This window comes from Flavobacterium gossypii, assembly GCF_014138495.1.
Lineage (GTDB): Bacteria > Bacteroidota > Bacteroidia > Flavobacteriales > Flavobacteriaceae > Flavobacterium > Flavobacterium endophyticum.
The window spans coordinates 71,484-95,625 of the sequence record NZ_JACJIS010000004.1 but is presented as its reverse complement, the minus strand read 5'-3'; the positions used below and the strand labels follow the sequence as shown (position 1 = coordinate 95,625).

General features: G+C 41.4%; 23 protein-coding genes. 13 read left to right on the top strand and 10 right to left on the bottom strand.

The genetic code is table 11. The annotated features are described in order from the left end of the window. Positions 1-4 precede the first annotated feature (4 nt). Positions 5-649 (bottom strand): DUF47 domain-containing protein, encoded by a 645-nt coding sequence (locus GGR22_RS15150; RefSeq protein ID WP_121377152.1) that lies wholly within the window; start codon positions 647-649, stop codon positions 5-7. Between the two features lie 196 nt (positions 650-845). On the opposite strand from GGR22_RS15150, the gene GGR22_RS15145 reads away from it, so the two are divergent. Genes GGR22_RS15145 through GGR22_RS15135 form a run of 3 tightly spaced genes read left to right on the top strand, consistent with a single transcriptional unit; the run spans position 846 to position 4,768 of the window. Beyond that, on the top strand, positions 846-2,474 hold the full coding sequence (locus tag GGR22_RS15145; RefSeq protein ID WP_182494348.1) for an acyl-CoA carboxylase subunit beta: 1,629 nt from the start codon (positions 846-848) through the stop codon (positions 2,472-2,474). Between the two features lie 5 nt (positions 2,475-2,479). After that, positions 2,480-3,145: a class I SAM-dependent methyltransferase gene (locus tag GGR22_RS15140; RefSeq protein WP_182494347.1), complete on the top strand. Its 666-nt coding sequence runs from the start codon at positions 2,480-2,482 to the stop codon at positions 3,143-3,145. Positions 3,146-3,151: 6 nt separating this feature from the next. After that, positions 3,152-4,768 (top strand): M1 family metallopeptidase, encoded by a 1,617-nt coding sequence (locus GGR22_RS15135; RefSeq protein WP_182494346.1) that lies wholly within the window; start codon positions 3,152-3,154, stop codon positions 4,766-4,768. Between the two features lie 25 nt (positions 4,769-4,793). Here the strand turns inward: GGR22_RS15135 and GGR22_RS15130 are convergent, their stop codons facing one another. Both GGR22_RS15130 and GGR22_RS15125 read right to left on the bottom strand, forming a co-directional pair. After that, positions 4,794-5,840 (bottom strand): AMP-binding protein, encoded by a 1,047-nt coding sequence (locus GGR22_RS15130; RefSeq protein ID WP_121377155.1) that lies wholly within the window; start codon positions 5,838-5,840, stop codon positions 4,794-4,796. After that, positions 5,833-6,804 (bottom strand): CPBP family intramembrane glutamic endopeptidase, encoded by a 972-nt coding sequence (locus GGR22_RS15125; RefSeq protein ID WP_182494345.1) that lies wholly within the window; start codon positions 6,802-6,804, stop codon positions 5,833-5,835. The genes GGR22_RS15130 and GGR22_RS15125 overlap by 8 nt, the downstream gene beginning before the upstream one ends. A gap of 124 nt (positions 6,805-6,928) precedes the next feature. Between GGR22_RS15125 and arsC the strand changes: the two genes are divergently transcribed. Both arsC and GGR22_RS15115 read left to right on the top strand, forming a co-directional pair. Continuing rightward, positions 6,929-7,270, top strand: a complete 342-nt coding sequence (gene arsC, locus GGR22_RS15120; RefSeq protein WP_182494344.1) for an arsenate reductase (glutaredoxin) — start codon at positions 6,929-6,931, stop codon at positions 7,268-7,270. A gap of 98 nt (positions 7,271-7,368) precedes the next feature. After that, positions 7,369-9,852, top strand: coding sequence for an outer membrane beta-barrel family protein (locus GGR22_RS15115; protein ID WP_182494343.1), 2,484 nt, complete (start codon positions 7,369-7,371; stop codon positions 9,850-9,852). Positions 9,853-9,938: 86 nt separating this feature from the next. Here the strand turns inward: GGR22_RS15115 and GGR22_RS15110 are convergent, their stop codons facing one another. Continuing rightward, entirely contained in the window at positions 9,939-10,109 is a 171-nt protein-coding gene (locus GGR22_RS15110; protein WP_056073767.1) for a hypothetical protein, read from the bottom strand. 188 nt (positions 10,110-10,297) lie between these two features. On the opposite strand from GGR22_RS15110, the gene GGR22_RS15105 reads away from it, so the two are divergent. The 3 genes from GGR22_RS15105 to GGR22_RS15095 all read left to right on the top strand — a co-directional run bounded on the left by GGR22_RS15105 (position 10,298) and on the right by GGR22_RS15095 (position 14,011). Next, positions 10,298-10,852 (top strand): STM3941 family protein, encoded by a 555-nt coding sequence (locus GGR22_RS15105; RefSeq protein WP_182494342.1) that lies wholly within the window; start codon positions 10,298-10,300, stop codon positions 10,850-10,852. Between the two features lie 21 nt (positions 10,853-10,873). Further along, complete coding sequence (fumC, locus tag GGR22_RS15100) at positions 10,874-12,271, top strand: class II fumarate hydratase (protein WP_121377160.1); 1,398 nt, start codon at positions 10,874-10,876, stop codon at positions 12,269-12,271. Between the two features lie 447 nt (positions 12,272-12,718). Continuing rightward, positions 12,719-14,011 (top strand): hypothetical protein, encoded by a 1,293-nt coding sequence (locus tag GGR22_RS15095; protein ID WP_182494341.1) that lies wholly within the window; start codon positions 12,719-12,721, stop codon positions 14,009-14,011. A gap of 98 nt (positions 14,012-14,109) precedes the next feature. On the opposite strand, the gene GGR22_RS15090 is transcribed toward GGR22_RS15095, so the two are convergent. From GGR22_RS15090 to corA, 3 genes are all read right to left on the bottom strand, one after another. Then, on the bottom strand, positions 14,110-14,670 hold the full coding sequence (locus GGR22_RS15090) for a hypothetical protein (RefSeq protein WP_182494340.1): 561 nt from the start codon (positions 14,668-14,670) through the stop codon (positions 14,110-14,112). A 40-nt stretch (positions 14,671-14,710) separates the two neighbouring features. Further along, positions 14,711-15,418 (bottom strand): DUF1003 domain-containing protein, encoded by a 708-nt coding sequence (locus GGR22_RS15085; RefSeq protein WP_182494339.1) that lies wholly within the window; start codon positions 15,416-15,418, stop codon positions 14,711-14,713. Between the two features lie 98 nt (positions 15,419-15,516). Next, positions 15,517-16,599, bottom strand: a complete 1,083-nt coding sequence (gene corA, locus GGR22_RS15080; RefSeq protein ID WP_121377164.1) for a magnesium/cobalt transporter CorA — start codon at positions 16,597-16,599, stop codon at positions 15,517-15,519. A gap of 128 nt (positions 16,600-16,727) precedes the next feature. On the opposite strand from corA, the gene hutI reads away from it, so the two are divergent. Beyond that, complete coding sequence (gene hutI, locus GGR22_RS15075; protein ID WP_182494338.1) at positions 16,728-17,963, top strand: imidazolonepropionase; 1,236 nt, start codon at positions 16,728-16,730, stop codon at positions 17,961-17,963. Here hutI and GGR22_RS15070 read toward each other — a convergent pair. The 3 genes from GGR22_RS15070 to GGR22_RS15060 form a co-directional block, all read right to left on the bottom strand. Beyond that, a complete protein-coding gene (locus tag GGR22_RS15070) occupies positions 17,941-18,180 on the bottom strand; it encodes a hypothetical protein (protein WP_182494337.1) in 240 nt (79 codons plus the stop codon). The two genes, hutI and GGR22_RS15070, sit on opposite strands and share 23 nt — an antisense overlap. A gap of 72 nt (positions 18,181-18,252) precedes the next feature. Continuing rightward, entirely contained in the window at positions 18,253-18,486 is a 234-nt protein-coding gene (locus GGR22_RS15065) for a hypothetical protein (RefSeq protein ID WP_121377167.1), read from the bottom strand. A gap of 202 nt (positions 18,487-18,688) precedes the next feature. Continuing rightward, positions 18,689-19,570 (bottom strand): hypothetical protein, encoded by an 882-nt coding sequence (locus tag GGR22_RS15060; protein ID WP_121377168.1) that lies wholly within the window; start codon positions 19,568-19,570, stop codon positions 18,689-18,691. A gap of 108 nt (positions 19,571-19,678) precedes the next feature. Between GGR22_RS15060 and GGR22_RS15055 the strand changes: the two genes are divergently transcribed. The 4 genes from GGR22_RS15055 to GGR22_RS15040 all read left to right on the top strand — a co-directional run bounded on the left by GGR22_RS15055 (position 19,679) and on the right by GGR22_RS15040 (position 24,132). Next, positions 19,679-20,716, top strand: coding sequence for a formimidoylglutamase (locus GGR22_RS15055; RefSeq protein ID WP_121377169.1), 1,038 nt, complete (start codon positions 19,679-19,681; stop codon positions 20,714-20,716). A gap of 3 nt (positions 20,717-20,719) precedes the next feature. Next, the gene (locus tag GGR22_RS15050; RefSeq protein WP_182494336.1) at positions 20,720-21,394 is read left to right on the top strand and encodes a response regulator transcription factor; all 675 of its coding nucleotides are present in this window, start codon (positions 20,720-20,722) and stop codon (positions 21,392-21,394) included. 3 nt (positions 21,395-21,397) lie between these two features. After that, positions 21,398-22,750 (top strand): HAMP domain-containing sensor histidine kinase, encoded by a 1,353-nt coding sequence (locus GGR22_RS15045; RefSeq protein WP_182494335.1) that lies wholly within the window; start codon positions 21,398-21,400, stop codon positions 22,748-22,750. 95 nt (positions 22,751-22,845) lie between these two features. Next, positions 22,846-24,132 (top strand): TolC family protein, encoded by a 1,287-nt coding sequence (locus tag GGR22_RS15040; protein ID WP_182494334.1) that lies wholly within the window; start codon positions 22,846-22,848, stop codon positions 24,130-24,132. Positions 24,133-24,142: the final 10 nt, after the last annotated feature.

Here is a 24,142-nt window from a genome sequence, read left to right as displayed (position 1 = left end):
ATATTTAAGAGTGCTTAACCACCACTGATTCTAGAACATTTGCTACACTTTTGCATTTATCAGAAGCTGATTCAAGTGCCGACAAAACTTCTTTGTATTTAATGATGTTTTTAGCATCAGTTTCATTTTCAAAAATATCAGCAACCGCTTTGTCAAAAACGTTATCTGCTTTGCTTTCTAATTTGTTGATTTTCTTGCAGGCATCAGAAATCGCTTTTAGATTTTTCAAATCTTTTAGTTCTTTTATTGCAACACCAATGTGCTGGCAAGCTTCAAGATTGATTTCTGTTAGCTTACGGATCGATTTTGTAATTTTTTCTACTTGATACAAACGCATTCTGCTCGCCGCACCGTGCATATAATCAGCAACATCATCCATCGATTTTACCAAGGCAAAAATATCTTCACGGTCAAAAGGAGTAATAAAATTTCGGCTTAGCTCAAGATGGGTCTTATGCGTAATTTCCTCAATAATAGCTTCTAGCTCTTCAATTTTTCTAAAGTAATTTTCTCTTTCTAATTTTGGAGCATTTACAGCCTCGTGCAATGTTTCAGCTAATAAAATTAAATTTTGTGAAGCTTGTTCGAAAAGAGGAAAGAACTTTTTATCTTTAGGAACTAAAAACTGGAAAATACTGTTTAAAGACATAGGTTTGTTATTTATTGCTGCAAATGTATCTCTTTAATGTTAAGGCAATATTAACAAATCATAAATAAGCAGTTATCAAAATTTACGATTTGATAATATTGGAAAAGCCTTGCCTGCAAACTCAGTTTCTTTTTATTGCAAACGTTTTCGTACTTTAGCAATCTCAAAAAATAAGCAAAATACACTCAAATACATTATGGACATCAACTTCAATAAAAACGAAGACCACAACAAACTTTTACTATCAGATTTAAAGCAACGATTCGCAAAAGTTAGACTAGGCGGAGGCGAAAAAAGAATAGAAAAACTACACGCAGAAGGCAAGATGACGGCTCGAGAACGAATCGATTATCTTCTTGACGATAAAAAAGAAAGCATCGAAATCGGCGCTTTTGTAGGCGACGGCATGTATGCCGAGCACGGCGGATGCCCTTCTGGCGGCGTCGTAATCAAGATTGGGTATGTCAAAGGAAAGCAATGCGTTGTCGTTGCCAACGATGCGACCGTTAAAGCCGGAGCTTGGTTTCCGATTACCGGAAAGAAAAATCTTCGCGCCCAAGAAATTGCCATGGAAAACAGATTGCCGATTATCTATTTGGTAGATAGTGCCGGTGTTTATTTGCCGATGCAAGATGAAATCTTTCCTGACAAAGAACATTTCGGAAGAATTTTTAGAAACAATGCCATCATGAGCAGCATGGGAATCACCCAGATTGCTGCCGTCATGGGAAGCTGTGTTGCCGGTGGAGCTTACCTTCCGATCATGAGCGACGAAGCCCTGATTGTGGACAAGACCGGAAGTATTTTCCTAGCAGGAAGTTATTTGGTCAAAGCGGCAATCGGCGAAAGCATCGACAATGAAACGCTTGGCGGCGCTACGACACATTGTGAAATCTCTGGCGTGACAGATTACAAAGCAAAAGACGACAAAGATGCTTTAGACAAGATAAAAAATATAGTAGACAAGATCGGCGATTACGAAAAGGCTGGTTTCAACAGAATTAAAGCAGAAAAACCTGCCCTTGATGAAAAAGAAATCTACGGCGTATTGCCTAAATTAAGAACCGAGCAATACGACATGATGGAAATCATCAAGCGTTTGGTCGATAATTCTGAATTTGAAGCCTATAAAGAAGGCTACGGACAGACGATTATTACTGGTTATGCCCGAATTGACGGCTGGGCGGTCGGAATCGTTGCCAACCAACGTAAAGTTGTCAAATCTAAAAAAGGCGAAATGCAGTTCGGAGGCGTAATCTATTCTGATTCTGCCGACAAGGCTACGCGTTTTATCGCCAACTGCAACCAGAAAAAAATTCCGCTGGTATTCCTTCAAGACGTGACCGGATTTATGGTAGGAAGCAAATCAGAACACGGAGGCATCATCAAAGACGGTGCTAAGATGGTCAATGCCGTTTCCAATTCTGTAGTTCCTAAATTCACGGTAGTGGTCGGCAACTCCTATGGTGCCGGAAACTATGCCATGTGTGGAAAAGCCTACGACCCGAGACTTATTTTTGCATGGCCAAGTGCCGAACTAGCTGTTATGGGCGGAACTCAAGCCGCAAAAGTTTTAATGCAGATTGAAGCTTCTTCCCTAAAAGCCAAAGGCGAAGTAATCGACGAAGCCAAAGAACAAGAGCTTTTTGACAAGATCAAGGCAAAATACGACGCACAAGTTTCTCCTTACTATGCTGCTTCGCGCTTGTGGACTGATGCTGTTATCGATCCTCTAGAAACCAGAACTTGGATTTCAATGGGAATCGAAGCCGCGAACCATGCTCCTATTGAAAAGCAATTTAACCTAGGTGTCATCCAAGTCTAATCAGTATGGGGAACCTTGACGAAAAAGAATTACAAGAACTAGCTAGTCAATTGAGCCATCCCAATGGCGAAAATGGCATACAGACGGCCTATAGCATGAACGTTGCGAATGATAATATGATTCGCAACACCATTGCCCAAATCGAAATCAAAGACAATTCTAGCCTATTGGAAATCGGGCCCGGAAACGGCGCGCATATCAAATATCTATTTGAAGTTAATTCCAATATAAAGTATTATGGAATTGATGTTTCCAAACTCATGGTCGAAGAAGCCACAAAGCTTAATTCAGAATTTACCAATACCGACAAGGCTGTTTTTGAATGGACCGACGGAGAAAAAATAGCCCATCCCGATACTGCTTTTGATAGCATCTTTACTACAAATACCATCTATTTCTGGAAAAACCCAGAAGAATACATAAGAGAGATTTTTAGAGTCCTAAAACCAAAAGGCGAATTTATCCTGGCTTTTATTCCCAAAGAGGTCATGGAAAAGATTCCGTTTTCAAAATACGGCTTTGAGCTTTATGAAAATGAAAAAGCAAGAGCTTTGTTGCAGGATGCCGGATTTACGATTGCAAATACGCTATCAGAGCAAGAAGAAGTGCTGAGTAACACAGGCGATAAAAAGATTCGTACTTTTACAATTATCAAGGCAGTAAAACCATAATCAAGCATGGTAAAATTCTTTCCTTATTTTCTCTTCTTTATTGGACTGCAAGTTTCAGCCCAACAATTCACCAGAAAAGATTCACTGCGTGGCGGTTTTTCGTTAGAAAGAACCAGCTATGACGTACAGCGTTATGACTTGAATATCACCATAGACCCAGAAAAAAAATCCATCGTCGGCTATAACGACATTACTTTTAAGATTTTAAATACGGCGTCGCAAATCCAAGTCGATTTATTTGAAAATATGAAAATCGACAGCATTGTTTTTGAAGGAAAGCAACTAAACTATAAAAGAGAATTTGGAGCTGTTTTTATTTCTTTTGAAAAACCACTAACCGTTGACGAACTAAATAAGAAAATTCGTTTTTATTATTCCGGAAACCCATTAATTGCAAACTACCCGCCTTGGGACGGAGGCTTTGTCTTTAAAAGCGATAGCCAAGACAAGCCTTGGATTGGGGTTGCCGTACAAGGCACGGGAGCCAGCTTATGGTATCCTGTCAAAGACTCCCAACATGACGAGCCGGATTTGGGCGCTACGATAAAAGTCGCCGTGCCTAATGGACTGATGAACGTTTCCAACGGAAGATTCATTGGAAGTGAAGACCTCAAAAACGGCTACACGCGCTGGGACTGGGAAGTAAAAAACCCGATCAACAATTACGATATTACCATAAACGTTGCCGACTACGCACATCTGCACGACACCCACAACGGACTAGATCTTGACTATTATGTCTTACGTGAAAACGAAGAAAAAGCAAAACAGCATTTTGAAGAAGTAAAACCGATGCTGGACTGTTTTGAGTCCAAATTCGGCAAATATCCTTTTGCAGAAGACGGCTATAAATTAGTCGAAACTTCTTATTTAGGTATGGAGCACCAAAGTGCTGTGGCTTATGGAAATAAATACAGGAAAGGCTATATGGGAAGCGATATTTCAGGCACAGGCATAGGCATGCTTTTCGACTATATCACCATCCACGAAAGCGGCCACGAATGGTTCGGGAACAGCATTACCTCTAAAGATATCGCCGACATGTGGATTCATGAAGGATTTACGACCTATTCTGAATCTGTTTTTGTAGAATGCTTGTACGGCTATGAAAAGGCGATGGAGTATATCAACGGACAGAAAAACCGTATTTCCAACAAAGCTCCGATTATCGGAACCTACGGCGTCAATGACAAAGGCTCAAACGACATGTATTATAAAGGAGCATTGCTGCTGAATACGTTGCGCCATATTGTAAATGACGATCCTAAATGGTGGCAGATACTATTGAAATATTCCGAAACCTACCGTCATAAGATAATCGATACCGAAACGGTCATTGCTTTTTTCAATACCGAAACCAACAGAAATCTCTCTCCTATTTTTGAACAATACTTAAAGCATAAAAACATTCCGGAGCTGGATGTAGAAATAAGAAAGAAAGAAGTGAAATTCAGATGGCATACCGATGTCACTAATTTTTCAATGCCTGTAGTCTTACTCGTAAATGATACGGAGATTCGGCTTGAAGCCACAAATGACTGGCAATCCTACAAAATAAAGAAAACCAAAGAAGCGGTCAAGTTTGACAGCAACAGGTTTCTTATAAAAGTAAATTATAATTAAAAAGAGCGCCAATTGGCGCTCTTTTCTATACGCTCGACAAGCTTTCTTTTCTCAAGACCTTGCCTGTCGGTGTTTCTAAAAATTTAGGAATAAACAGTACTACTTTCGGCTTTTCATATTTCCCTAATTCGCCAAAAGCAGCATCATCTATTACAAATGGATCGCCTTCAACTGCTAGGACTAATTTTTCGCCAAGCTCCTCATTTTCCTGAGAAGCTATAAAAAACCTCCGCTCAATCTTATGCGACAGCTTTTCCTCTATCTGTTCCGGAAAAAGCTTGACGCCTCCGCTGTTAATCACATTATCGATACGTCCCAGCCAGATAAATTCGTTCTCATTCAAGACTTTTACGACATCGTTCGTCACCACGGCTTCATCTGTAATGGTAGGCGCCGTTACGACCAAGCAATGCCTTTCGTCTTCTGCAACCGTAATGCCTGGCAGAACTTGAAAGGCTTCTTCTCCTACTCTTTTCGCCGCAATATGAGTTATTGTTTCCGTCATGCCATACGTCTCAAAAATAGCAGAAGAAACTTGCTGCAGTTCATTTGCCAAAGCCGAGCTGACCTTCGCGCCGCCAATAATCAATTTCTTGATTTGTCCAAGCTGTGCTAAAGAATGCTGTGCCTGTAGCGGTACCATGGCCGCAAAATCATAGGTTTCATCATTCCTTTCTAAAGGCGTTGATGTAGGTTCTACAAAATCGAGATCCAGTCCTAAAATAAACGCCCTGACAAACATCATCTTGCCTGCCACATATTGTGCCGGAAGGCAATGAAGGACTTTATTTCCGGGTGCCAGATCAAAAAAATCGCCTGTCGCCAAAGCCGAATTGACCATGGCCTGCTTGTTTACCTTAATCTTTTTAGGCGCTCCCGTCGTTCCCGAAGTCGTCATTTCGATATATTCCTTTTCATCAAACCAATCCAGTATAAAGATACCGACAGGTCGTTCAAAAGCTTCTCCTTCTTTGATAAAGCTATACGCCACACGGCACAAGTCATCCTTGTCAAGATGAAAGCCGTTCAGTTTAAAACGGTTGTGGACGCTATGGTAGGTTGGGTTATTCATCGTTTTTTCCTAATTCATTAATTTCGTGAAAACTCTCTTTTGTGGAAGGAACAATAACTCCTGTGAGCTTCTCCTTCCAGTTATTCCATTTATACTTCTTACTAAAGATAAACAAAAGAATCGGAAAAATGACAAACACAGGAAGCAAAACGTCAAATCCCGCTGTCGGTTCTGAATGGTCTTTTAAGATCGAATGCGTCTGGAAAACCGTCCAATCCGATGTCACCAGCAACGCTCCTATCAGATTATTCGCGGCATGAAAGCCCAACGAAAGCTCTATACCTTCGTCCATTAGCGCTACAATACCTAGAAACAATCCCGTGCCTATATAATAGACCAAGATAATGTAGCCCATCTTCTCTACCTCTGGATTCATAATGTGCAACAGTCCGAAAATCAAAGAAGTCATTACTAACGGAAACCATTTATTTTTTGCCAAAAGTGCAAATCCCTGCATCAAGTACCCTCTAAAAACATATTCCTCCGTACTCGTCTGTATCGGAATCAAGGCTATTGCGATAATGGCAAGAACCGCAAACTGAACCGGCTGGAAATTAATTTCGTAGTTCTCTGGAGAAGCATAGTACGTTGCAATGGTTACGACTGTGGTAATCACTGCCCAAAGTCCGAAAGAAAAGAAAAAACGCGACCAGTCCATTTTTTTTCGCGAAGTCGCCACTTCGATAAACTTTTGCTTGTGGAAATATTTAACGATCAGATACAACCCAAGCATGGCAAAGACAAACGAAATCAGCATGAAAAACAAAGTCAGGTTCGAATTCAAATAGGTCATCATTGTGTTTTGATCTTGCGGAAACTCCTCTTTTTCTGTCAACGATTTTATCCCGATCGCAATAATCCACGGAAACTGTCCTGCTGTAGAAGCAATAATGATCAATATCGAACCGACTATATATTTCCAAAACGCGTTGTCCTTACTCTTAAAACCCTGTGCTATAAACATATTCTTATTTTTTGTGCTTGAATTTATTTGACCCCTAATTTATTCAATTGTTACAACATATTGGCCTATTTTTAATTTGCATTTCATTTCTTTGCAGCTCACTAAACTGCGTATAGAAAAAATCATGATCAAAATCTATCATAATCCACGCTGCGGAAAATCTAGGGAAGGACTCGAGCTTGTCGAAAAATCAGGGAAAGCATTTGAGGTCGTAAAATACCTTACGGACGTGCCTTCTTTTGAAGAATTACAAACCATCATCAAGCTGTTGGGCATAGCACCAATCGAGCTTGTCCGCCAAAAAGAAGACGTCTGGGTGAAAAACTTCAAAGGAAAAGAAGTATCTGACGAAGCAATCATCAAGATCATGATTGAAAACCCGATACTGATCGAAAGGCCGATTGTCATCAACGGAAACAAAGCGGTCATGGGTCGCCCGCCAGAAAAAATCCTCGACATAGTATAAGAATGTTAAATGACAGTATTTAACAAACCTTTATGAAATCAGGCTTAAACCAAAGGCTACTTTTGCGGTCTTAAGCTAAATAATCAACATTCTAGTTAATGAAAAAATTAAAATTTGCAATAACCCTCCTATTGCTCTCCGTTTCGCTTTTAAGTCTTGCCCAAGAAAGGCCGCAGGCTAAAAAAGTAAAGATTACAGGAAAAATCACCGAAAAATCTACGTCCCTTCCGTTAGGATATGCGACTGTAACCCTCCAAAACAGCAAGCGTCCTGACATTATTACTGGCGGAATGACTGATGAAAACGGAGTATTTACGATAGAGGCGAATGCAGGTACCTATGATGTGAAATTTGAATTTATCTCCTTCAAGGCGATAGAAATGAAGCAGTTGGCTATCCAAGAAGACAAAGATTTCGGAACTGTTGCCCTAGAAGCCGAAGCCGAAATGCTAGATGCCGTAGAAATCCGCGCCGAGCGCTCTACCGTAGAAATCAAGCTCGATAAAAAAGTATATAACGTTGGACAAGATATGATCGTGAAAGGCGGAACTGTAAGCGACGTCTTAGACAACGTACCTTCTGTTTCTGTCGATGTAGAAGGAAACGTAAGCCTTCGTGGGAACGAAAACGTACGAATTTTGATCGACGGAAAACCTTCCGGTCTTGGCGGTATCAACATTGCCGATGCCTTGAAACTGCTTCCTGCCGATGCGGTAGACAAAGTAGAAGTAATCACCAACCCATCCGCACGTTATGATGCAGAAGGCGGCGGCGGTATCATCAATATCGTATTGAAAAAAGGAAAAAATCAAGGAATCAACGGTACGGTAACAGCTACGACAGGAGATCCTGCGAATCACGGCTTTACCGGAACGATCAACTATAAAACAGAACAATTCAACCTGTTCACGACCCAAGGCTACAGCTACCGAAAAGGGCCAGGAAACTCGCTGACCGATACGGAATATCTTGACGAGAACGGCGATATTACAAGCTACCTTAAAGAAAGAAGAAACAACGAAAGGCTTAACAAAAGCTACAATGCTAATTTTGGCTTGGAATGGTATCTTGACAAATCGACAACGTGGACCAATACGTTTTCGTACCGCAGAAGCTCTGGCGAAAACCCAGACAATGTCTTCCAGCACAAATACGATGCAGGCATGAACCTGCAAAGCATCACGAACCGTTTTAGCGACGAGTCTGAAAAAGACGAAAACGTAGATTTCTCTTCTAACTTTATCAAAAAGTTTAAAAAAGACGGGCACCAGCTGACGGTTGATGTCTCTTTTTCTCAAAGCGACGACGACGAGAACTCCGACATTCCTAGCCGCGATGTACTTAACAATCTGCCGATAAGCGATCAGAGAACCGCCAACATACAAGAACAAAACCGAACGCTGTTACAGACAGACTACGTATTGCCAATTGGCGAAAAAAGCCAGTTTGAGGCCGGATACCGCGGTAACTTCAACGACCTGCTTACTGATTATTCTGTAGAAAATTTCAACTACGGAACAGGAGCTTGGGAAAACGATCCGCAGTTCACCAACACCCTAGAATACAAAGAAAAAGTAAACGCGCTGTATACGCAGTTCGGCACCAAAATCAACAAGATGTCCTACTTGGTAGGCTTGCGTTGGGAAGATTCGAACATCGACATCAACCAGCTGACACAAAACATCTACAAAAACAAAAAATACAACAACTTTTTCCCAAGTGCCTTTTTAGCGTATGAGTTCAGCGAAAGCAGCAGCGCTTCGTTAAGCTACAGCCGCAGGATTTCAAGACCGCGCTCCCGTTCGATCAATCCATTTTCGAGCCTGTCGAGCAACATCAACCTGTTCAGAGGTAATCCGGACCTAGACCCGTCAATGACCGATGCGTTTGATTTCGGCTACCTTAAAAAATGGAACCAGCTGACTTTTAACACTTCTATGTACTTTAACAGGACGCAGGATGCCGTACAGTTTGTACGTAATACGGAAACAATAAACGGAACTGCCGTTTTAGTAACTTCTCCGGTAAACGTAGGTACAGAAGACCGTTTCGGATTTGAGTTCACGTTATCGTACAACCCTTATAAATGGTGGAGATTGAACAGCAACTTTAACTTGTTCAGAAACCAGACTAAAGGAAGCTATACGTATACCGACTTATCTGGAGCTTCAGAAACGATTGATTTCAGCAACACGGCTTATTCTTGGTTTGCACGAATCAACTCTAAAATCAACCTTCCTTTAGGTATCGACTGGCAGGCCAACACTACGTATAATGCGCCGCAGACTAATGCACAGGGACGTTCTAAAGGCATCATCAGCGCGAACCTAGCGTTTAGCAAAGACGTGCTAAAAGACAAAGGAACCGTTGCTTTAAACGTAAACGACCTTTTCAATTCTAGAAAAAGAATTACAGAAACCAATCTGCCTACGCAGAATGCCTATTCTGAAATGCAATGGAGAGAAAGACAAATTACCCTTTCTTTCACGTACCGTTTCAACAAGAAGAAAAACGAAAGAGAAAAACAGCCTAGAAAAACCGATGCCGATACTAACGGCGGCGGCGAAGAATACGGCGGATAAGAATTACCAGCTCCGGATCGAAAGGTTCGGAGCTATCCATAAAAAAAGGGAACCATTGGTTCCCTTTTTATTTTGAGTACAGATGATTAGCTCAATGACTCTTGTTTCTTTTTAGCTCTTCTTTCTTTATATCTTTCGAATAAAGCGCCGCCAATCCAATAAGGCAGGAAGCTCACCAAGAAGATCATCAGCCAGAAGCCGATTGTCAAGATGGTTAAGAAAAGTAAGAAACCTAAATACTGTTGAAATTCAAACATGTTTTCCGGAATTTTTTGAATACCCGTCAAAGATAGGTGGAATATTCATTTTGACCAATAAAAACAATGAAAATAATTTTTAAATCATTTTTTAAACCTACTTATAATCCTTATTTTTGGGCTGGTTTTCAGAAAGTAATTCAAAATCCAACCGACCCAATTTCTGTAAGCCAGCTAATTAAACAAAAATGAATACGCCCGCCTCAGAAACCATAATCATAAAGCTAAGCCGGAAAAAAATAGTCCTTACTATTCTGGGTGCCGCCTTGTTTGTGCTTATCGGAATCTGGCTGGTCGCCAAACACCAAGAAATCGACAGGCCGATAGATTCTCCCCTATTTGTGCTGATTATGGGTAGCATAGCCATCCTTTTCTTTGGCTTTATTGCCATTACGGCTATCCGAAAGCTAAGCACGCAATCCGACGGACTTATCATCTCCTCCAAAGGAGTTACCGACAATTCTAGTGGCATCAGCGCCGGATTTATTCCGTGGGAAGACATTACCGCTATCACAGAAACCGCTGTCGTAAACCAGAACTTTGTGAACATCGTCCTTAAAGACCCCGAAGCCTTTATCGCTGCCCAAAAAAACAGCTTTAAGCGCAAGGCGATGACAGCCAACTATAAATCTTTTGGAAGTGCCGTAGCGATATCGGCTAACAGCCTGGATACTACGCACGAAAACCTTAAAAAGATTCTCGTCGAGAAACTGACCGAATACAATAGAATGAATCACATATAACAACAAACAATTTACAATACAATGGACTATAGAATAGAAAAAGACACGATGGGCGAAGTGCAGGTTCCTGCAGACAAATATTGGGGCGCACAGACAGAGCGTTCAAGAAACAACTTCAAGATCGGGCCATCGGCATCCATGCCAAAAGAAATTATCGAAGGTTTTGCCTACCTTAAAAAAGCGGCTGCTTATGCCAACCACGACCTAGGCGTATTGCCTGTTGAAAAAAGAGACGCTATCGCTCAGGTTTGCGACGAAATCTTGGCCGGAAAACTAGACGGCGAATTTCCTTTAGTAATCTGGCAGACCGGTTCTGGTACGCAAAGCAACATGAACGTAAACGAAGTGGTTGCGAACAGAGCTCAAGTATTGGCCGGACACAAGATTGGCGAAGGCGAACAGTTCGTAAAAGCTAACGACGACGTAAACAAATCTCAATCGTCTAACGATACCTACCCTACAGGAATGCACATCGCAGCCTACAAAGCCGTTGTAGAAGTAACCATTCCGGGCGTAGAAAAGTTAAGAGACACGCTTCATGCCAAAGCAGAAGCCTTTAAAAACGTAGTTAAGATCGGAAGAACCCACTTGATGGATGCGACTCCGCTAACGCTTGGCCAAGAAATCTCTGGCTATGTAGCCCAATTGAACTACGGACTGAAAGCTTTAAAAAACACCTTGGCGCATTTGTCTGAACTGGCTTTAGGCGGAACTGCCGTAGGTACCGGACTAAACACGCCGGCAGGCTATGACGTAAAAGTAGCGGAATATATTGCCAAATTCACAGGACATCCTTTTGTAACGGCTCCGAACAAATTTGAAGCTTTGGCGGCACACGACGCTATTGTAGAAACGCACGGGGCGCTAAAACAATTGGCAGTATCCCTAAACAAGATTGCTAACGACGTACGAATGATGGCATCAGGTCCGCGTTCCGGAATCGGCGAAATCTTGATTCCAGAAAACGAGCCAGGTTCATCGATCATGCCAGGAAAAGTAAACCCTACGCAATGCGAGGCGTTGACTATGGTCTGCGCGCAAGTAATGGGCAACGACGTTACGATTACGATCGGCGGCACGCAAGGCCATTACGAATTGAACGTATTCAAGCCATTGATGGCGTCTAACTTCCTGCAGTCTGCCCGTTTGCTAGGCGATGCCTGCGTTTCTTTTGACGAGCACTGTGCGCAAGGAATCGAGCCAAACTACACGCGTATCAAAGAATTGGTAGACAATTCATTAATGCTTGTTACAGCACTGAATACCAAAATCGGCTACTACAAAGCAGCAGAAATTGCACAGACTGCCCATAAAAACGGCACTACCCTAAAAGACGAAGCGGTGCGCCTTGGCTATGTATCTCCAGAAGATTTCGATGCTTGGGTAAAACCAGAAGACATGGTAGGAAGCCTAAAATAGTCTTTTTTAAACCATACTATAAAAAACCTGAAGCTTGGCTTCAGGTTTTTTTTTGTACTCCTTTGTTTTGGATAAGAAGACCTTGCTCATTACTATGGTCTACCTAGCCCTATATCATGCCATGCCTTGCTCTTCACTATACTATGCCTAGCCTTCCATCAGGGTAGACCTTGCTATTTACTATAGTAAACTTAGGCCTACATCATGGTATTACCTTACTATTTACTATGGTATACTTTACTATTCACTATGGCAAACCTAGCCATCTATCATAGTGTACCTTGCCCCTAATTTAAGGAAGCCTAGAGGCATACGTAGGCTCGCCTTGCTCCTTTCAAAGCATACTATAATTCCGTTTTATACGTTCTTGTTAACATCAACAATTGCTTTTGTAAGTTTTTTCTATATCAAGAATTAAGTATATTCGTAATTATCAAACCAATACCTATGGTCAAAACACACCCCCTTACAGAGAAAAAATGGTCGGCTACGCGCAAGTTTTTCACCCTGCTGCTTATTTTCTATTTGCTGTTCTATATGTTTCCTTTTCCGCTAGACCAGATTCCGGGAGTAAATATATTGACAGGCTTCTACGGAACGGCTATCGATTTTATCAACCTGTGGGTCGGGAAAAACATACTGAAGCTCGATACCCTGCAAAAAATACAAAACACGGGCAGCGGCGATACGACGTTCGATTATGTGAAGCTGGTTACCTTTATACTGCTGGCTTTCCTTACTTCGGTCATCGTTTTTTTCGCGACCCGAAAAAGAATCAATTACGACCGGCTGTATTATTGGACCATCGTATATGCCCGCTATTATGTAGGACTGTACCTAATTGTGTACGGACTGCTAAAGCTTTTCGAAGGGCAGTTTTCGTTCCATGACTTTGGCCGTCTCGAAGAAAACTTTGGCGACGCTACGCCTATGGGACTGCTTTGGACGTTTATGGGCCATTCTAAAATATATGGCGGCTTTACCGGAATCATGGAAGCCGGAGCTGGATTTTTGTTGCTGTTCCACAATACCAAAACATTGGGCGCCCTGCTTAGCGTGGCCGTGATGAGCAATGTGGTCTTGATGAATTTTTGTTTTGACGTGCCCGTGAAATTATTTTCGAGCCACCTCTTGATTATTTCGATCATCATCTTAGCGCCTAACGTAAGAAAGCTGTATAATTTCTTTGTGCTGAACAAGACCGAAACGCTCAACCACTGCAAGCTTGTTTTTGAAAACAAGTGGAAAGCAAGGACGCGGGCCATCGGAAAAGGAATCTTAATCTTAGGATTCAGCGGCTTTATCGTCGCCCAAGGCATCGAAGGAATGTATAGCTATGGTTCCTTGGCGCCAGAAGCACCGCTAAAAGGCAGCTACAAGACCCTTGCTTTTTATGACACTACAAACGATTCCTTAAAAGAAATCCAGGACAAGAACAGCCGTTGGAAAAACCTGCACATTTCGGGAACCTACGGCAGCATACTTACCGAAGCGGACAGCACGATCTATTATGCCTTAAAGATCGATACGATTAAAAAAACGGTGCAGTTCAAGTCTTATCGAGATACGACGCAGGTTTCGATACTGCGTTATGAAGAAAAAGCACCAAAGACCTTTGTATTAAAAGGAAAGTTTGGGCAGAAAGACATACAGGCCGAATTCAGCAAAAAATCGCTGGAAGACTACCGTTTGGTCAATACCGGCTTTCATTGGATCAACGAATATCCGAACAACCGATAGTAAGCCTGAACTACGATACTACTAAAAAACCTGAAGCTTAGCTTTAGGTTTTTTTATGTTTCTATACGAATAGTGACACTAAAGTTATGCTGGCGCTGTTACCTGCTTGCCCTTTCTATCATGGCTCTTAAGGTAGCAGTTACTAAATCGTCATTGTATTTTTCGTCTTGTATTCTTTCAGAATAGTCAAAATAATGGGCCAGTGCAGTAGCCTCTTCAAAGGATATTGACTGGCATTTGTCTAAAAATTCAATATTGTCAATCAATCTTAAGAAAATATCATTCCGAAGCCGGTCTCTTTTTTCACCAATCGCTAGCAGTTTTTTAAGGAGGTAAAACCTGTTCATTACAGTAGAGTTGGCAACATCAGTATCACTTTCTGCGCTGCCTTCTACAATACATTCCGTAAAAATTTCCAGTTGATTCGTAGTCCAATTTTCTAGTTCCGTTTCCAGCTCTTTCCAATCTTCGTCCGAGAAATAGCGCGCTAATAGCCTGACTACGGTATCGTTTCCGCCTCCGACTGTCCATACATCGCTATCAACAACCTCATGTTTTAACAGAAAAGAATACAATTCAAGAATGGCAGGATTCGAGCTTTTGGTCTTGCAGTTTTCTGCATACCGCTGCTTAAACAAGTCAAAATCTTTTGCTAGCATATTTTTTTATTTTGAATCAACCAATACGAACAGCCGATAGCTAGTCGTGTTTCTTGCTGCTTTCTATCTTTTTGAGGATGTCCTCCATCATGTCCATCTGCACTTTCTGTATCTCGACAATCGACTGTTCTTGGTGCAGTAAAAGATGGTCGATTTTTTCGTGGAGCATCCTGATTTCCAGTTCCGATTTCAGGTTGATCATATAATCCTTTTTGGCGCGGTCGCGGTCTTTTTCCTCCTGCCGATTCTGGCTCATCATGATCACAGGCGCCTGCAGGGCCGCAATGCACGACAGTATCAGGTTCAAAAGGATAAAAGGATACGGGTCAAAGCCTTTGTTGGCCAGCATAAAAACGTTCGCCGCAATCCACAACAGCAAGAAAGTCATAAAGGAAATGATAAACGTCCAGCTGCCGCCAAACGAAGCTACCTTATCGGCAATTTTCTGCCCAAAGGTAAACTCCTGTATCTCATCGTCCAGCTTGTCAGAAAGAATCGTATTGTCGTTTAGGGCATCCAAAACCATCTGTTCCATATCCGACAGTTCGCCTGTTTCTTTCAAGAGCATTTCAGAGATGTATTTCTCACGGAAGTTGCGCAGCTCGTCGGCCGACATGCACTTGTCGTTTTCAAAATCAGGATGCTCCTGCTTGATAAAGTCCAAGATGGATTTTCGGACCAGTCGGGCCGTCACTCTTTCGGATTCTGGGTATTCGTTTCCGGAAATATCGCTGGTGAATTTTTTCATAGGGTGATGGTTGATAGTTTATAGTGGATAGTTTATAGTTGGTAGTTAAAAGTTAAAAGTTGAAAGTCTAAAATCTTAAGTCAAAAATCTAAAATTGCCTAAAACCAGTGTTTCCTTTTAAAGTAATACACCATGCCTAAAACCGTGAGAAACATAACGCCGAGTATGATAAAATAGCCGTTTTCTGTTTTGAGTTCGGGCATGTTTTCGAAGTTCATTCCGTAGACGCCAACAATAAACGTGAGCGGCATAAAGATGACGGAAAAGATGGTCAGCGTTTTCATGATCTGGTTCATGCGCTGGCTTTGGGATGAAAAGAACACGTTGGAAGCGCTGTCTAATGATTTCAGGTCGTAATCGATCTGGTCTAAGATTTCCAGGCTTTTCTGGTGCAGGCGCTCAAAAAAGGCATAGTTAGATTTTTCGATGCCTGCGAAATCCTCATCCTTCTGGTGCGTTTTTAAATTAAAAAGGGCATCGCGGAGCGGTATGATCGAGCGCTTTAGAAAGTTCAGGTTTTCCCGTTCCTTTTCTATGTTTTCCAAGAAAACCGATTTGTAGCTGTTCTTGGCTTCTACCAGCAGCGCCTCGATTCCGTTTTCATAACTTTCGATAGTGATAAAAAAGTTTTCCATCACGGCATCGAGCAGCAGGTACAGCAGGTAGTCGTTTTTCTTTTTTCGGACGATACCGCTATGCGTCTTGATACGTTCGCGGATGTGCGTAAAAAAATCGCTCTTTTTTTCCTGCAATGAAATCAGCACGTTGTCCTTTAGCAAAAAGCTGATCTGCTCTACCCTGACTACAGCCGACTCTTCTTCTTGCAAAATCGATTTGATGCTGAAGAAAAGAATATCGTCCAGCTCGTCCATTTTAGTCCTTCGCGAAACATTTAAGATATCGCCTACGACAAAATTCTGGAGGTTCAAAAGCTCGCCGATTTCCTGTATCAGCTTTATATCATGGAGGCCGTGCACGTTGAGCCATTTGACATCTTCGGCCTGCAAAGGGTCTTCGATTTCTTTCTTGACACGGTCGAGCGAAACTTTTTTGTATTCTTCGTAGCCCAGATCGTCATAGACAAACAGCTGCATTTCAACCGGATCGGCAGTATGGATTCCGGTATACTCAAAATAATTGGGCTGTACTTTGCGAACTTCTTTATAGCGTATTCTTCTCAAGGCATTTTAATTTGTCATAAAGATAGGAGTTTTTAAAATTCCATTTTACATTTACAGAAATATTTCAGCTTGGTTTTGGATTCGATTCCGGCCCCAAATCAGGCAAAGATGCAAACCTATTAGTACACATGAAAACACTGCTAATCAACATAAAAGAATTATTACAGGTCAGAGAAACGCACGTTGACAAAGTTTCGGGAGCCGAAATGGCAACCTTGCCTGCCCTGCAAAACGCCTACCTTTTGATCGAAGACAACTTGATAAGCGGCTTTGGCGCGATGGAAAACCTGCCCGAAGTTGCCGATGCTACGGTTATCGATGCTGCAGGAAAGACCGTGCTTCCGGCCTGGTGCGATAGCCATACGCACATTGTGTACGCTGGAAATCGCGTACAGGAATTCGTAGACCGCATCAACGGACTGTCTTATGAAGAGATTGCCAACCGCGGCGGCGGCATCTTAAACTCGGCCAAAAAGCTGAACGAGACGTCGGAAGACGAAATCTACGACCAATCCAAAGCACGCTTAGAAGAAGTCATGCTGCAGGGCACCGGAGCCGTAGAAATAAAATCGGGCTACGGACTGACGGTGGAAGGCGAATTAAAAATGCTGCGCGTCATCAAAAAGCTAAAAGAGAACTATCCTGTCGCTATCAAAGCAACTTTTTTAGGTGCGCATGCTTTTCCTACGGAATTCAAAGAAAACCATTCCGGTTATATCGATACCCTCATCAACGAGATGCTTCCGAAAATAGCCGAAGAAAAGCTAGCGGATTATATCGATGCCTTTCTGGAAACAGGCTATTTTTCTGTAGAAGAAACCGAACGCATCATGGAAGCGGGTAAAAAGTACGGACTGCCTGCCAAGATACACGTGAACCAGTTTACGGCCATCAACGGTATAGCAGCCTGCGTAAAGCACGGAGCGCTTTCTGTAGACCATCTGGAGATTGTGACCGATGAAGATATCGAAGTCTTAAAGAATTCGGATACGATGCCGGTTGCCTTGCCTTCCTGCTCTTATTTTATCAGCATTCCCTACACTCCTGCTCGAAAAATGATACAGGCCGGACTGCCGCTAGCGTTGGCGACTGATTTTAATCCGGGCACTACGCCTTCGGGCAATATGAATTTTGTAGTGGCTACTGCGTGTATCAAGATGAAAATGACACCCGAAGAAGCGATCAATGCGGCCACCATCAATGGGGCATATGCTATGGGGCTTTCCAAAACCCACGGTTCGATTACGGTAGGAAAGCATGCTAATTTGATTATAACCAAGCCGATTACGTCGTTCTACCAATTGCCGTATGCTTTTGGTACCGATTTGATTGATCAGGTGGTTATAGAAGGGAAATTAATTTGATTATCATTCCCAAAAGACCTGCTACAGAAATAAAAATCGTCATTAATGATCTTGCCTTATATTTCTTTATATAAGCTTTATCATAAACAGGCAATTCATTAAATTTCTCAGATGCCATTTCTTTTTTATAGTCTCTATAACCAGTAATGCCCCATATAAGCACAACACTACAGATTATACAAAAAAGCAAAATACCTATAACATCTTTTGTTTCCATATTTCTATTACACGAAGCGGAGCGAAAATTATATAAAAAAACCTTGAAAGTTCATTTCAAGGTTTTTCTTTATTAGCATCTTGGACCACCCGGACATGGTTCTAAAAGATTTTCACAACAATATTCAAGGCCGTTAAAATATTGTGCTGTGCCCGCAATACCGTTGATAAAGCATAAGCCGTTGGAATTAACGGTCACGCCAAAGCCGCAATGGCTCGGAACGGGATCTGTTCCTCCCTTAATTGCTTTTTGCTCTCCTTTTGTCAGTTCTTGAGCTCCCTCTAAATTTAAAAGTCTTTTTTTCATAATGTATATAGTTAAGTTAATAAAACAAAGTAAGACTGTGGTACACAGCACAATTCAAATATACATATTTTTCTTACAACTTATTAATTACAGCTAACTTTAACATAGTATGAATCAATACAATGCATTATATACAGAGTAAAAAAAGGAGCCCATTGGGCTCCTTTTCTATGCAGTTTAAGTCTTGGTGTTTTGTTTGTCTTTATTTCAGCGTAAAGCTGGTTTTTGAAACTAGCGTTCCTTTGTCGAAGATATTTACATAGTAAACTCCTTTTTCAAAATCTACGCCGTTGCCGTCTAAAAATTCGCAGACATCGACTGCTTTATTTTCATACGCCACTGTAGTTGTGAAGCTGTACGTTAAAGACATATCTCCGAAAGCTTCTGTCTTTTTCTCGCCCAGCACGTTATTTTTACTGTCGATGATTTGAACGTAGTATAACTTGTTTCCAGATTTTGCTACTTCATTCTGTGCTATCGCAAAACAAACTTTAAGCTTGTCGGCACGTCTGGCTCTTTCAGTAACGACTTGTTTCCCTGAGCTTTTTTCTTTGATAGCTTCAGTTCTCAAGTTCATAACTGTCAGTTTTGACGCTTTCTCGACTGTTTTTGCTAAGTTTTCGTTTTGAATAACTAATGTGTCATTAAATTTCTTAGCCTCTCCTAATGCCAGACTGATGCTGTCATTTTTAGAAGTCAGAAGCGAATTCTGGTCTTTCAGCAATCCGTTTTCTTTCGCCAGCGCATTGAATTTCGCATTCAGCGTATTGTATTGGCTTTGGTATTTTTTCAGAGAAGCAATGTCTCCTTTTGATTTTTCGAGTTCGGCCATCAATTTGACAACTTTCTCTCTTTCTGCAATCAGCTCATCCGATACGGAAGTGTTTTCTGCAATTGCAGCATCTAATTTGGTTTTTAGAGCAGCCAGATCATTCATAGCAGACTCTTTGTCTTTGACCAGCAGCGTTTCTGTAGATTTCGCATCGCTGCTCATTTTGTACATGTAAACTAAACTCCCCGCGAGTAGAATTGCCAAAACGACGATAATCGCCTTTAGGCTGGAATTACTTTTTTGATTTTCCATGGTAATAGTGGTAATGGTTTAAACAAATTAAATAAAATTTTGGGGGATTTATAAGACAGTTAACGTAAGTTTATATAATTATATTATTTTTGGAGTTAAATTTTTTTTATGGAAAAGCTTATTCCCTTTACTGTGCACGATTTAGCTAGAGTAACTAATTTTCGAAGCGGTGAAGTCAAATTTGGCGAAAAGATGCAGACCATCCCAAAAGGGGCTGATACTGTTGAGTTTCTGCAAACTTCCGATGCAAAATTCGTATTGTTCGGAATTCCAGAAGACATAGGGGTTCGGGCTAATTTCGGGCGTCCTGGAGCAGCTTCTGCTTGGGAAAGTACCATAAAAAGTATTGCCAATATCCAGCACAACCGCTTTAGCAAGGGCAACCAGATTCTCGTGTTGGGCCATCTGGATGCTGCCGAAGAGATGAAAGAAGTCGAAAACCTCGATTTTAATATTCTGGAAGAAAGAAAACAGCTTTCTAAAGTTGTCGAGAAAATAGACAAGGAAGTCTCTCACATTATCTTTACGATTGTCAAGGCAGGGAAAATCCCTATCATCATTGGCGGCGGACATAACAACGCTTACGGAAATATAAAAGGAACGGCACTTGCCAAAGGAAAAGCCATCAATGCGATTAATTTTGATGCCCATTCCGATTTTAGAATCTTGGAAGGAAGACACAGCGGCAACGGCTTTTCGTATGCTTATGAAGAAGGCTTTCTGAAAAAATATTTTGTCTTCGGACTGCACGAAAGCTACACGTCTAAAAGCGTGTTGCACGAAATCAAGAAGCTGGACGAAAGAGTCCGCATCAATACCTATGACGAAATCAACATCCGCAGGGAAAAAGATTTCAGGCTGGAAATGGAAAGAGCCTTTTCATTCATCCGAAACGACTTTTACGGTATCGAAATCGATTTGGATTCGATTCCGGGCATTCCGAGCAGCGCTATGACATTGAGCGGTTTTTCTGTAGAAGAACTGCGTCAGTTTATCCACTTTTTTAGCCAAGACCCGAACGCCTGCTACCTGCATATCTGCGAAGGCGCTCCTGATTTGGGCGACCCTAAAAACAGCCATCTGGTCGGAAAGCTCATCGGCTACCTTGTGACCGATTTCATGAAGGCGAAAAGCGAAACAGAATAATAGATGAATATACTTCTTATTGAAGATGACAAGCGGATCAGTGATTTTGTAATCAAGGGACTCGAAGAGAATGGCTTTTCGGTGACTCTTGCCGTTACAGGAGAAATCGCGCGCGAGATGATTTCGGAAAACGAGTGGGACATCATCTTGATGGACATCATGCTACCAGGAATTGACGGCATCCAGCTGACCAAACTTATCCGATTCAAGAAGAACCATACGCCGATATTAGTCCTCAGCGCACTCGATGATGCAGACGATAAAGTTTCGGCTCTTGACAGCGGTGCCGATGATTATCTTGTGAAGCCGTTCCATTTTAAAGAATTGATTTCGCGAATTAACGCGTTGACAAGAAGGACAAAATTCAATTATAAGGAAAAGGAACAGGTGTATGTCTGCCATAACCTGACAGTCAACCTTGATGAACACTCTGTATTCCAAGAAGAACAGCCGATTGATCTGTCTCCGAGAGAATACAAACTGTTGCTTTTTTTATTAGAAAACAAAAACAAGGTCGTTTCTAGGACACAGCTGTTAAATGCGGTCTGGGGCATCAATTACGACAACAATACCAATGTGGTCGATGTGTATATTTCTTACCTAAGAAACAAAATCGACGAGAACCAGCATAAATTCATCCACACAATCAAAGGAACAGGATACATGCTCAAAGAATAGCTTATGAAAATCCGAAACCGCTTAACGCTAATCTCATCCGCCACGTTCGGGTTTGTTTTCATAATCGCTTCGGTCTTGATTTATCTGGCTTTCTATAACAGCTCCGAAAAAGTCGTTTTTAAGGAACTCCAAAAAACCTGCCTGCTTTCGGGCATCTATTATCTTGAAAAAGATGAGCTTCCGCATTACGAACATTCTGCAATCAAAGAACAGTTTGAAGAAAACATACAGAATGATATCGTTCGCGTTTACGACCTGAACAATACGATTGTTTATGGCGAAAAAGAAGCCGACAGAAATATCAATCCCAAGGAATTAGAGTTTGTCCGAAAGAATAAAAAGCTCAGTTTTAAATCCAACAACCACTTTTACTATGGTATTTTTTACAACGACAACCAAGGCGATTTCGTGGTCTTTGTAAAAACCAAAAGCGAAGTATTCAAGTCGCAGACCAACCGATTATTGGTCATTATGATTATCGTTTTGTTTGCCGGATTGCTGTTGATTTTCTTTTTGAGTCGACTGCTTTCCAACATTGCTTACCGTCCGATTACAGAAGTCATCAGTCAAGTTAATTCGATGGAATTAAACTCATTAGATCAACCTATTTCATCCTCTAATACAAATGACGAAGTTCAGGATTTGATTACGACTTTTAATAATTTATTGAGCCGATTGTCGGATACTTTTGCGATACAGAAGAATTTTATCAATTATGTCTCGCATGAATTCAAGACACCTTTGGCCTCCATTTCTGGAAACCTGGAAGTATTTGCCCAAAAGGACAGAACGCCGGAAGAATACCAAAAAGTAACGTCCGAAGCGTTAGAAAATGTCTATCATATCGAAGAAATCTTAAACAACCTGATGATGCTTTCGGGCCTAAAAACCATTACTCCCGAAAACGAGACATTCCGCATCGACGAAACGCTTTGGAACATCAACGATAAAATTTTTGAAGCCTATGACCGCCAAGAAATCCGTATTGATTTGGAAGTCAAAGACGAAAAGCTGCTGTCTGTCAAAGGGAGCGAGCTGCAGCTACAGCTTGCCTTGTACAACCTGATTGAAAACGCTGTGAAATATTCTGACGGAAATCCGATAAAGATTTCTTTGTCTGAAACTGACGGCCAGCTCAAAATTACCATCCAAGACTATGGAAAGGGTATCTTGAAAGAAGATCTTGACTATATTCAGCAGACGTTTTACCGCGGCAAAAATGTCGGAAACGTTAAAGGAAGCGGTATCGGGCTTTCCTTAGCAACTATCATCTTTAAGCAAAACAATATCCAGTTCTCCATTTACTCAAAAGAAAACGCTGGAACCCTGATTACGCTACTGTTTCCAAAACTCTAATCGTTTTCTAATGTCAGCTTAATTTACTTTTAATGTGAGTCAAATACTGCTATAATCTTTGCCCGATAGCTTTGCAGTCATAAAAAAGACTCACATTGAAACGTATCGTATTTACCGCCTTTTTCGTTAGCCTTTGCTCTTCTGGCAAAGCACAAAATGCCACAGCAAGAGACACTTTGTTGGTTTCAAGGGCCGAAGCCGAAGCTATTTTCTTGAAGAATAACCTAAGGCTTCTGTCTGAAAAACTCAACATCGACCAAGCTGAAGCGCAAGTTATCCAAGCCAAATTATGGCCCAATCCGCGATTAGAAGTCGGAGAAATCAACTTATGGTCGAATGCCAAATCCGAACAGCTCCCTCCTATTTCGGGCAACTGGGGAAAGACTTCTGAAGTAACCGTCGGATTAGAACAGCTCATCTATACAGCCCGCAAGAGAAAGAAATTGATGGCGATGGAAAAAGTCGGCGTGGAAATAGCACAGGAATATTTTCAAGATTTTCTTCGGATTTTAAAAGTGGAATTCCGAAACAACTTGACCCATCTGCAGTATGTCGAAGAAAAACAAAGCGTCTATAAGAAACAGCTCGCTTCTATCCAAAAACTATTAAATGCCTATTCCAACCAAGCCAGACAAGGAAATATTAGCAAGGGCGAATTCATCCGTTTAAAAGCTTCGGAATTAGAATTCGTAAAGCAATTGAGCGATCTTCAGAAAGAAAACAACCAACTGCAGAAAGAATTAAAAACACTGATGAATCTTCCTCCGCAAAGTTTTCTAAAAATCAGCATGCATCAATTCGTACCTGATGTAAACAAAATGGAAAACATCAATCTTACAGCATTGACTGCCGATGCTTTGGAAAACCGTCCGGATGTAAAAGCATCCGTTTTAGAAGAAAAATACAACAATCGAAAATACAAATACGAACTGTCGCAACGCACTCCCGATGTGACTTTATTGGCCAGCTATGACCGCGGCGGGAATATCATGAATGACTTTGTTGGCGTCGGTTTTGCTTTAGACCTTCCCTTTTTTAGCAGAAATCAAGGCAATATCAAGGCTTCGAAAATAGAAATCCAAAAAAGCCAGTATATGAAAGAAGAGAAAAACAACCAAGCGCAAAACGAGGTCATCCAAGCCTACGAAGATTTGGTTGTAGCCAAAAAGTTATACGAAAATATAGAAGCTTCCTATGAAAAAGACCTCGATATGCTTTTGGAAAGCCATCAAAAAAACTTTGCCTTGAGAAACACGAGCATGCTCGAATACCTCGATTTTGTCAATGCCTACCTTGAAAATAAGACTATCATTCTGGACTCTAAAAAAGAGCTCAACGAACATTTTGAAGAATTGCAGTTTGTCATTGGCAAAGAACTTTAATCCCTCTAAT

Excerpts from the sequence above, each read along its gene's own strand:
- GGR22_RS15115 (WP_182494343.1), top strand. The coding sequence starts at position 7,369 with ATGAAAAAATTAAAATTTGCAATAACCCTCCTATTGCTCTCCGTTTCG.
- GGR22_RS15070 (WP_182494337.1), bottom strand. The coding sequence starts at position 18,180 with ATGGAAACAAAAGATGTTATAGGTATTTTGCTTTTTTGTATAATCTGT.
- GGR22_RS15060 (WP_121377168.1), bottom strand. The coding sequence starts at position 19,570 with ATGGAAAATCAAAAAAGTAATTCCAGCCTAAAGGCGATTATCGTCGTT.
- hutI (WP_182494338.1), top strand. The coding sequence starts at position 16,728 with ATGAAAACACTGCTAATCAACATAAAAGAATTATTACAGGTCAGAGAA.
- GGR22_RS15140 (WP_182494347.1), top strand. The coding sequence starts at position 2,480 with ATGGGGAACCTTGACGAAAAAGAATTACAAGAACTAGCTAGTCAATTG.
- GGR22_RS15045 (WP_182494335.1), top strand. The coding sequence starts at position 21,398 with ATGAAAATCCGAAACCGCTTAACGCTAATCTCATCCGCCACGTTCGGG.
- GGR22_RS15130 (WP_121377155.1), bottom strand. The coding sequence starts at position 5,840 with ATGAATAACCCAACCTACCATAGCGTCCACAACCGTTTTAAACTGAAC.
- GGR22_RS15135 (WP_182494346.1), top strand. The coding sequence starts at position 3,152 with ATGGTAAAATTCTTTCCTTATTTTCTCTTCTTTATTGGACTGCAAGTT.
- GGR22_RS15105 (WP_182494342.1), top strand. The coding sequence starts at position 10,298 with ATGAATACGCCCGCCTCAGAAACCATAATCATAAAGCTAAGCCGGAAA.
- GGR22_RS15095 (WP_182494341.1), top strand. The coding sequence starts at position 12,719 with ATGGTCAAAACACACCCCCTTACAGAGAAAAAATGGTCGGCTACGCGC.
- arsC (WP_182494344.1), top strand. The coding sequence starts at position 6,929 with ATGATCAAAATCTATCATAATCCACGCTGCGGAAAATCTAGGGAAGGA.
- GGR22_RS15050 (WP_182494336.1), top strand. The coding sequence starts at position 20,720 with ATGAATATACTTCTTATTGAAGATGACAAGCGGATCAGTGATTTTGTA.
- GGR22_RS15145 (WP_182494348.1), top strand. The coding sequence starts at position 846 with ATGGACATCAACTTCAATAAAAACGAAGACCACAACAAACTTTTACTA.
- GGR22_RS15055 (WP_121377169.1), top strand. The coding sequence starts at position 19,679 with ATGGAAAAGCTTATTCCCTTTACTGTGCACGATTTAGCTAGAGTAACT.
- fumC (WP_121377160.1), top strand. The coding sequence starts at position 10,874 with ATGGACTATAGAATAGAAAAAGACACGATGGGCGAAGTGCAGGTTCCT.
- GGR22_RS15090 (WP_182494340.1), bottom strand. The coding sequence starts at position 14,670 with ATGCTAGCAAAAGATTTTGACTTGTTTAAGCAGCGGTATGCAGAAAAC.
- GGR22_RS15065 (WP_121377167.1), bottom strand. The coding sequence starts at position 18,486 with ATGAAAAAAAGACTTTTAAATTTAGAGGGAGCTCAAGAACTGACAAAA.
- GGR22_RS15085 (WP_182494339.1), bottom strand. The coding sequence starts at position 15,418 with ATGAAAAAATTCACCAGCGATATTTCCGGAAACGAATACCCAGAATCC.
- GGR22_RS15110 (WP_056073767.1), bottom strand. The coding sequence starts at position 10,109 with ATGTTTGAATTTCAACAGTATTTAGGTTTCTTACTTTTCTTAACCATC.
- GGR22_RS15125 (WP_182494345.1), bottom strand. The coding sequence starts at position 6,804 with ATGTTTATAGCACAGGGTTTTAAGAGTAAGGACAACGCGTTTTGGAAA.
- GGR22_RS15150 (WP_121377152.1), bottom strand. The coding sequence starts at position 649 with ATGTCTTTAAACAGTATTTTCCAGTTTTTAGTTCCTAAAGATAAAAAG.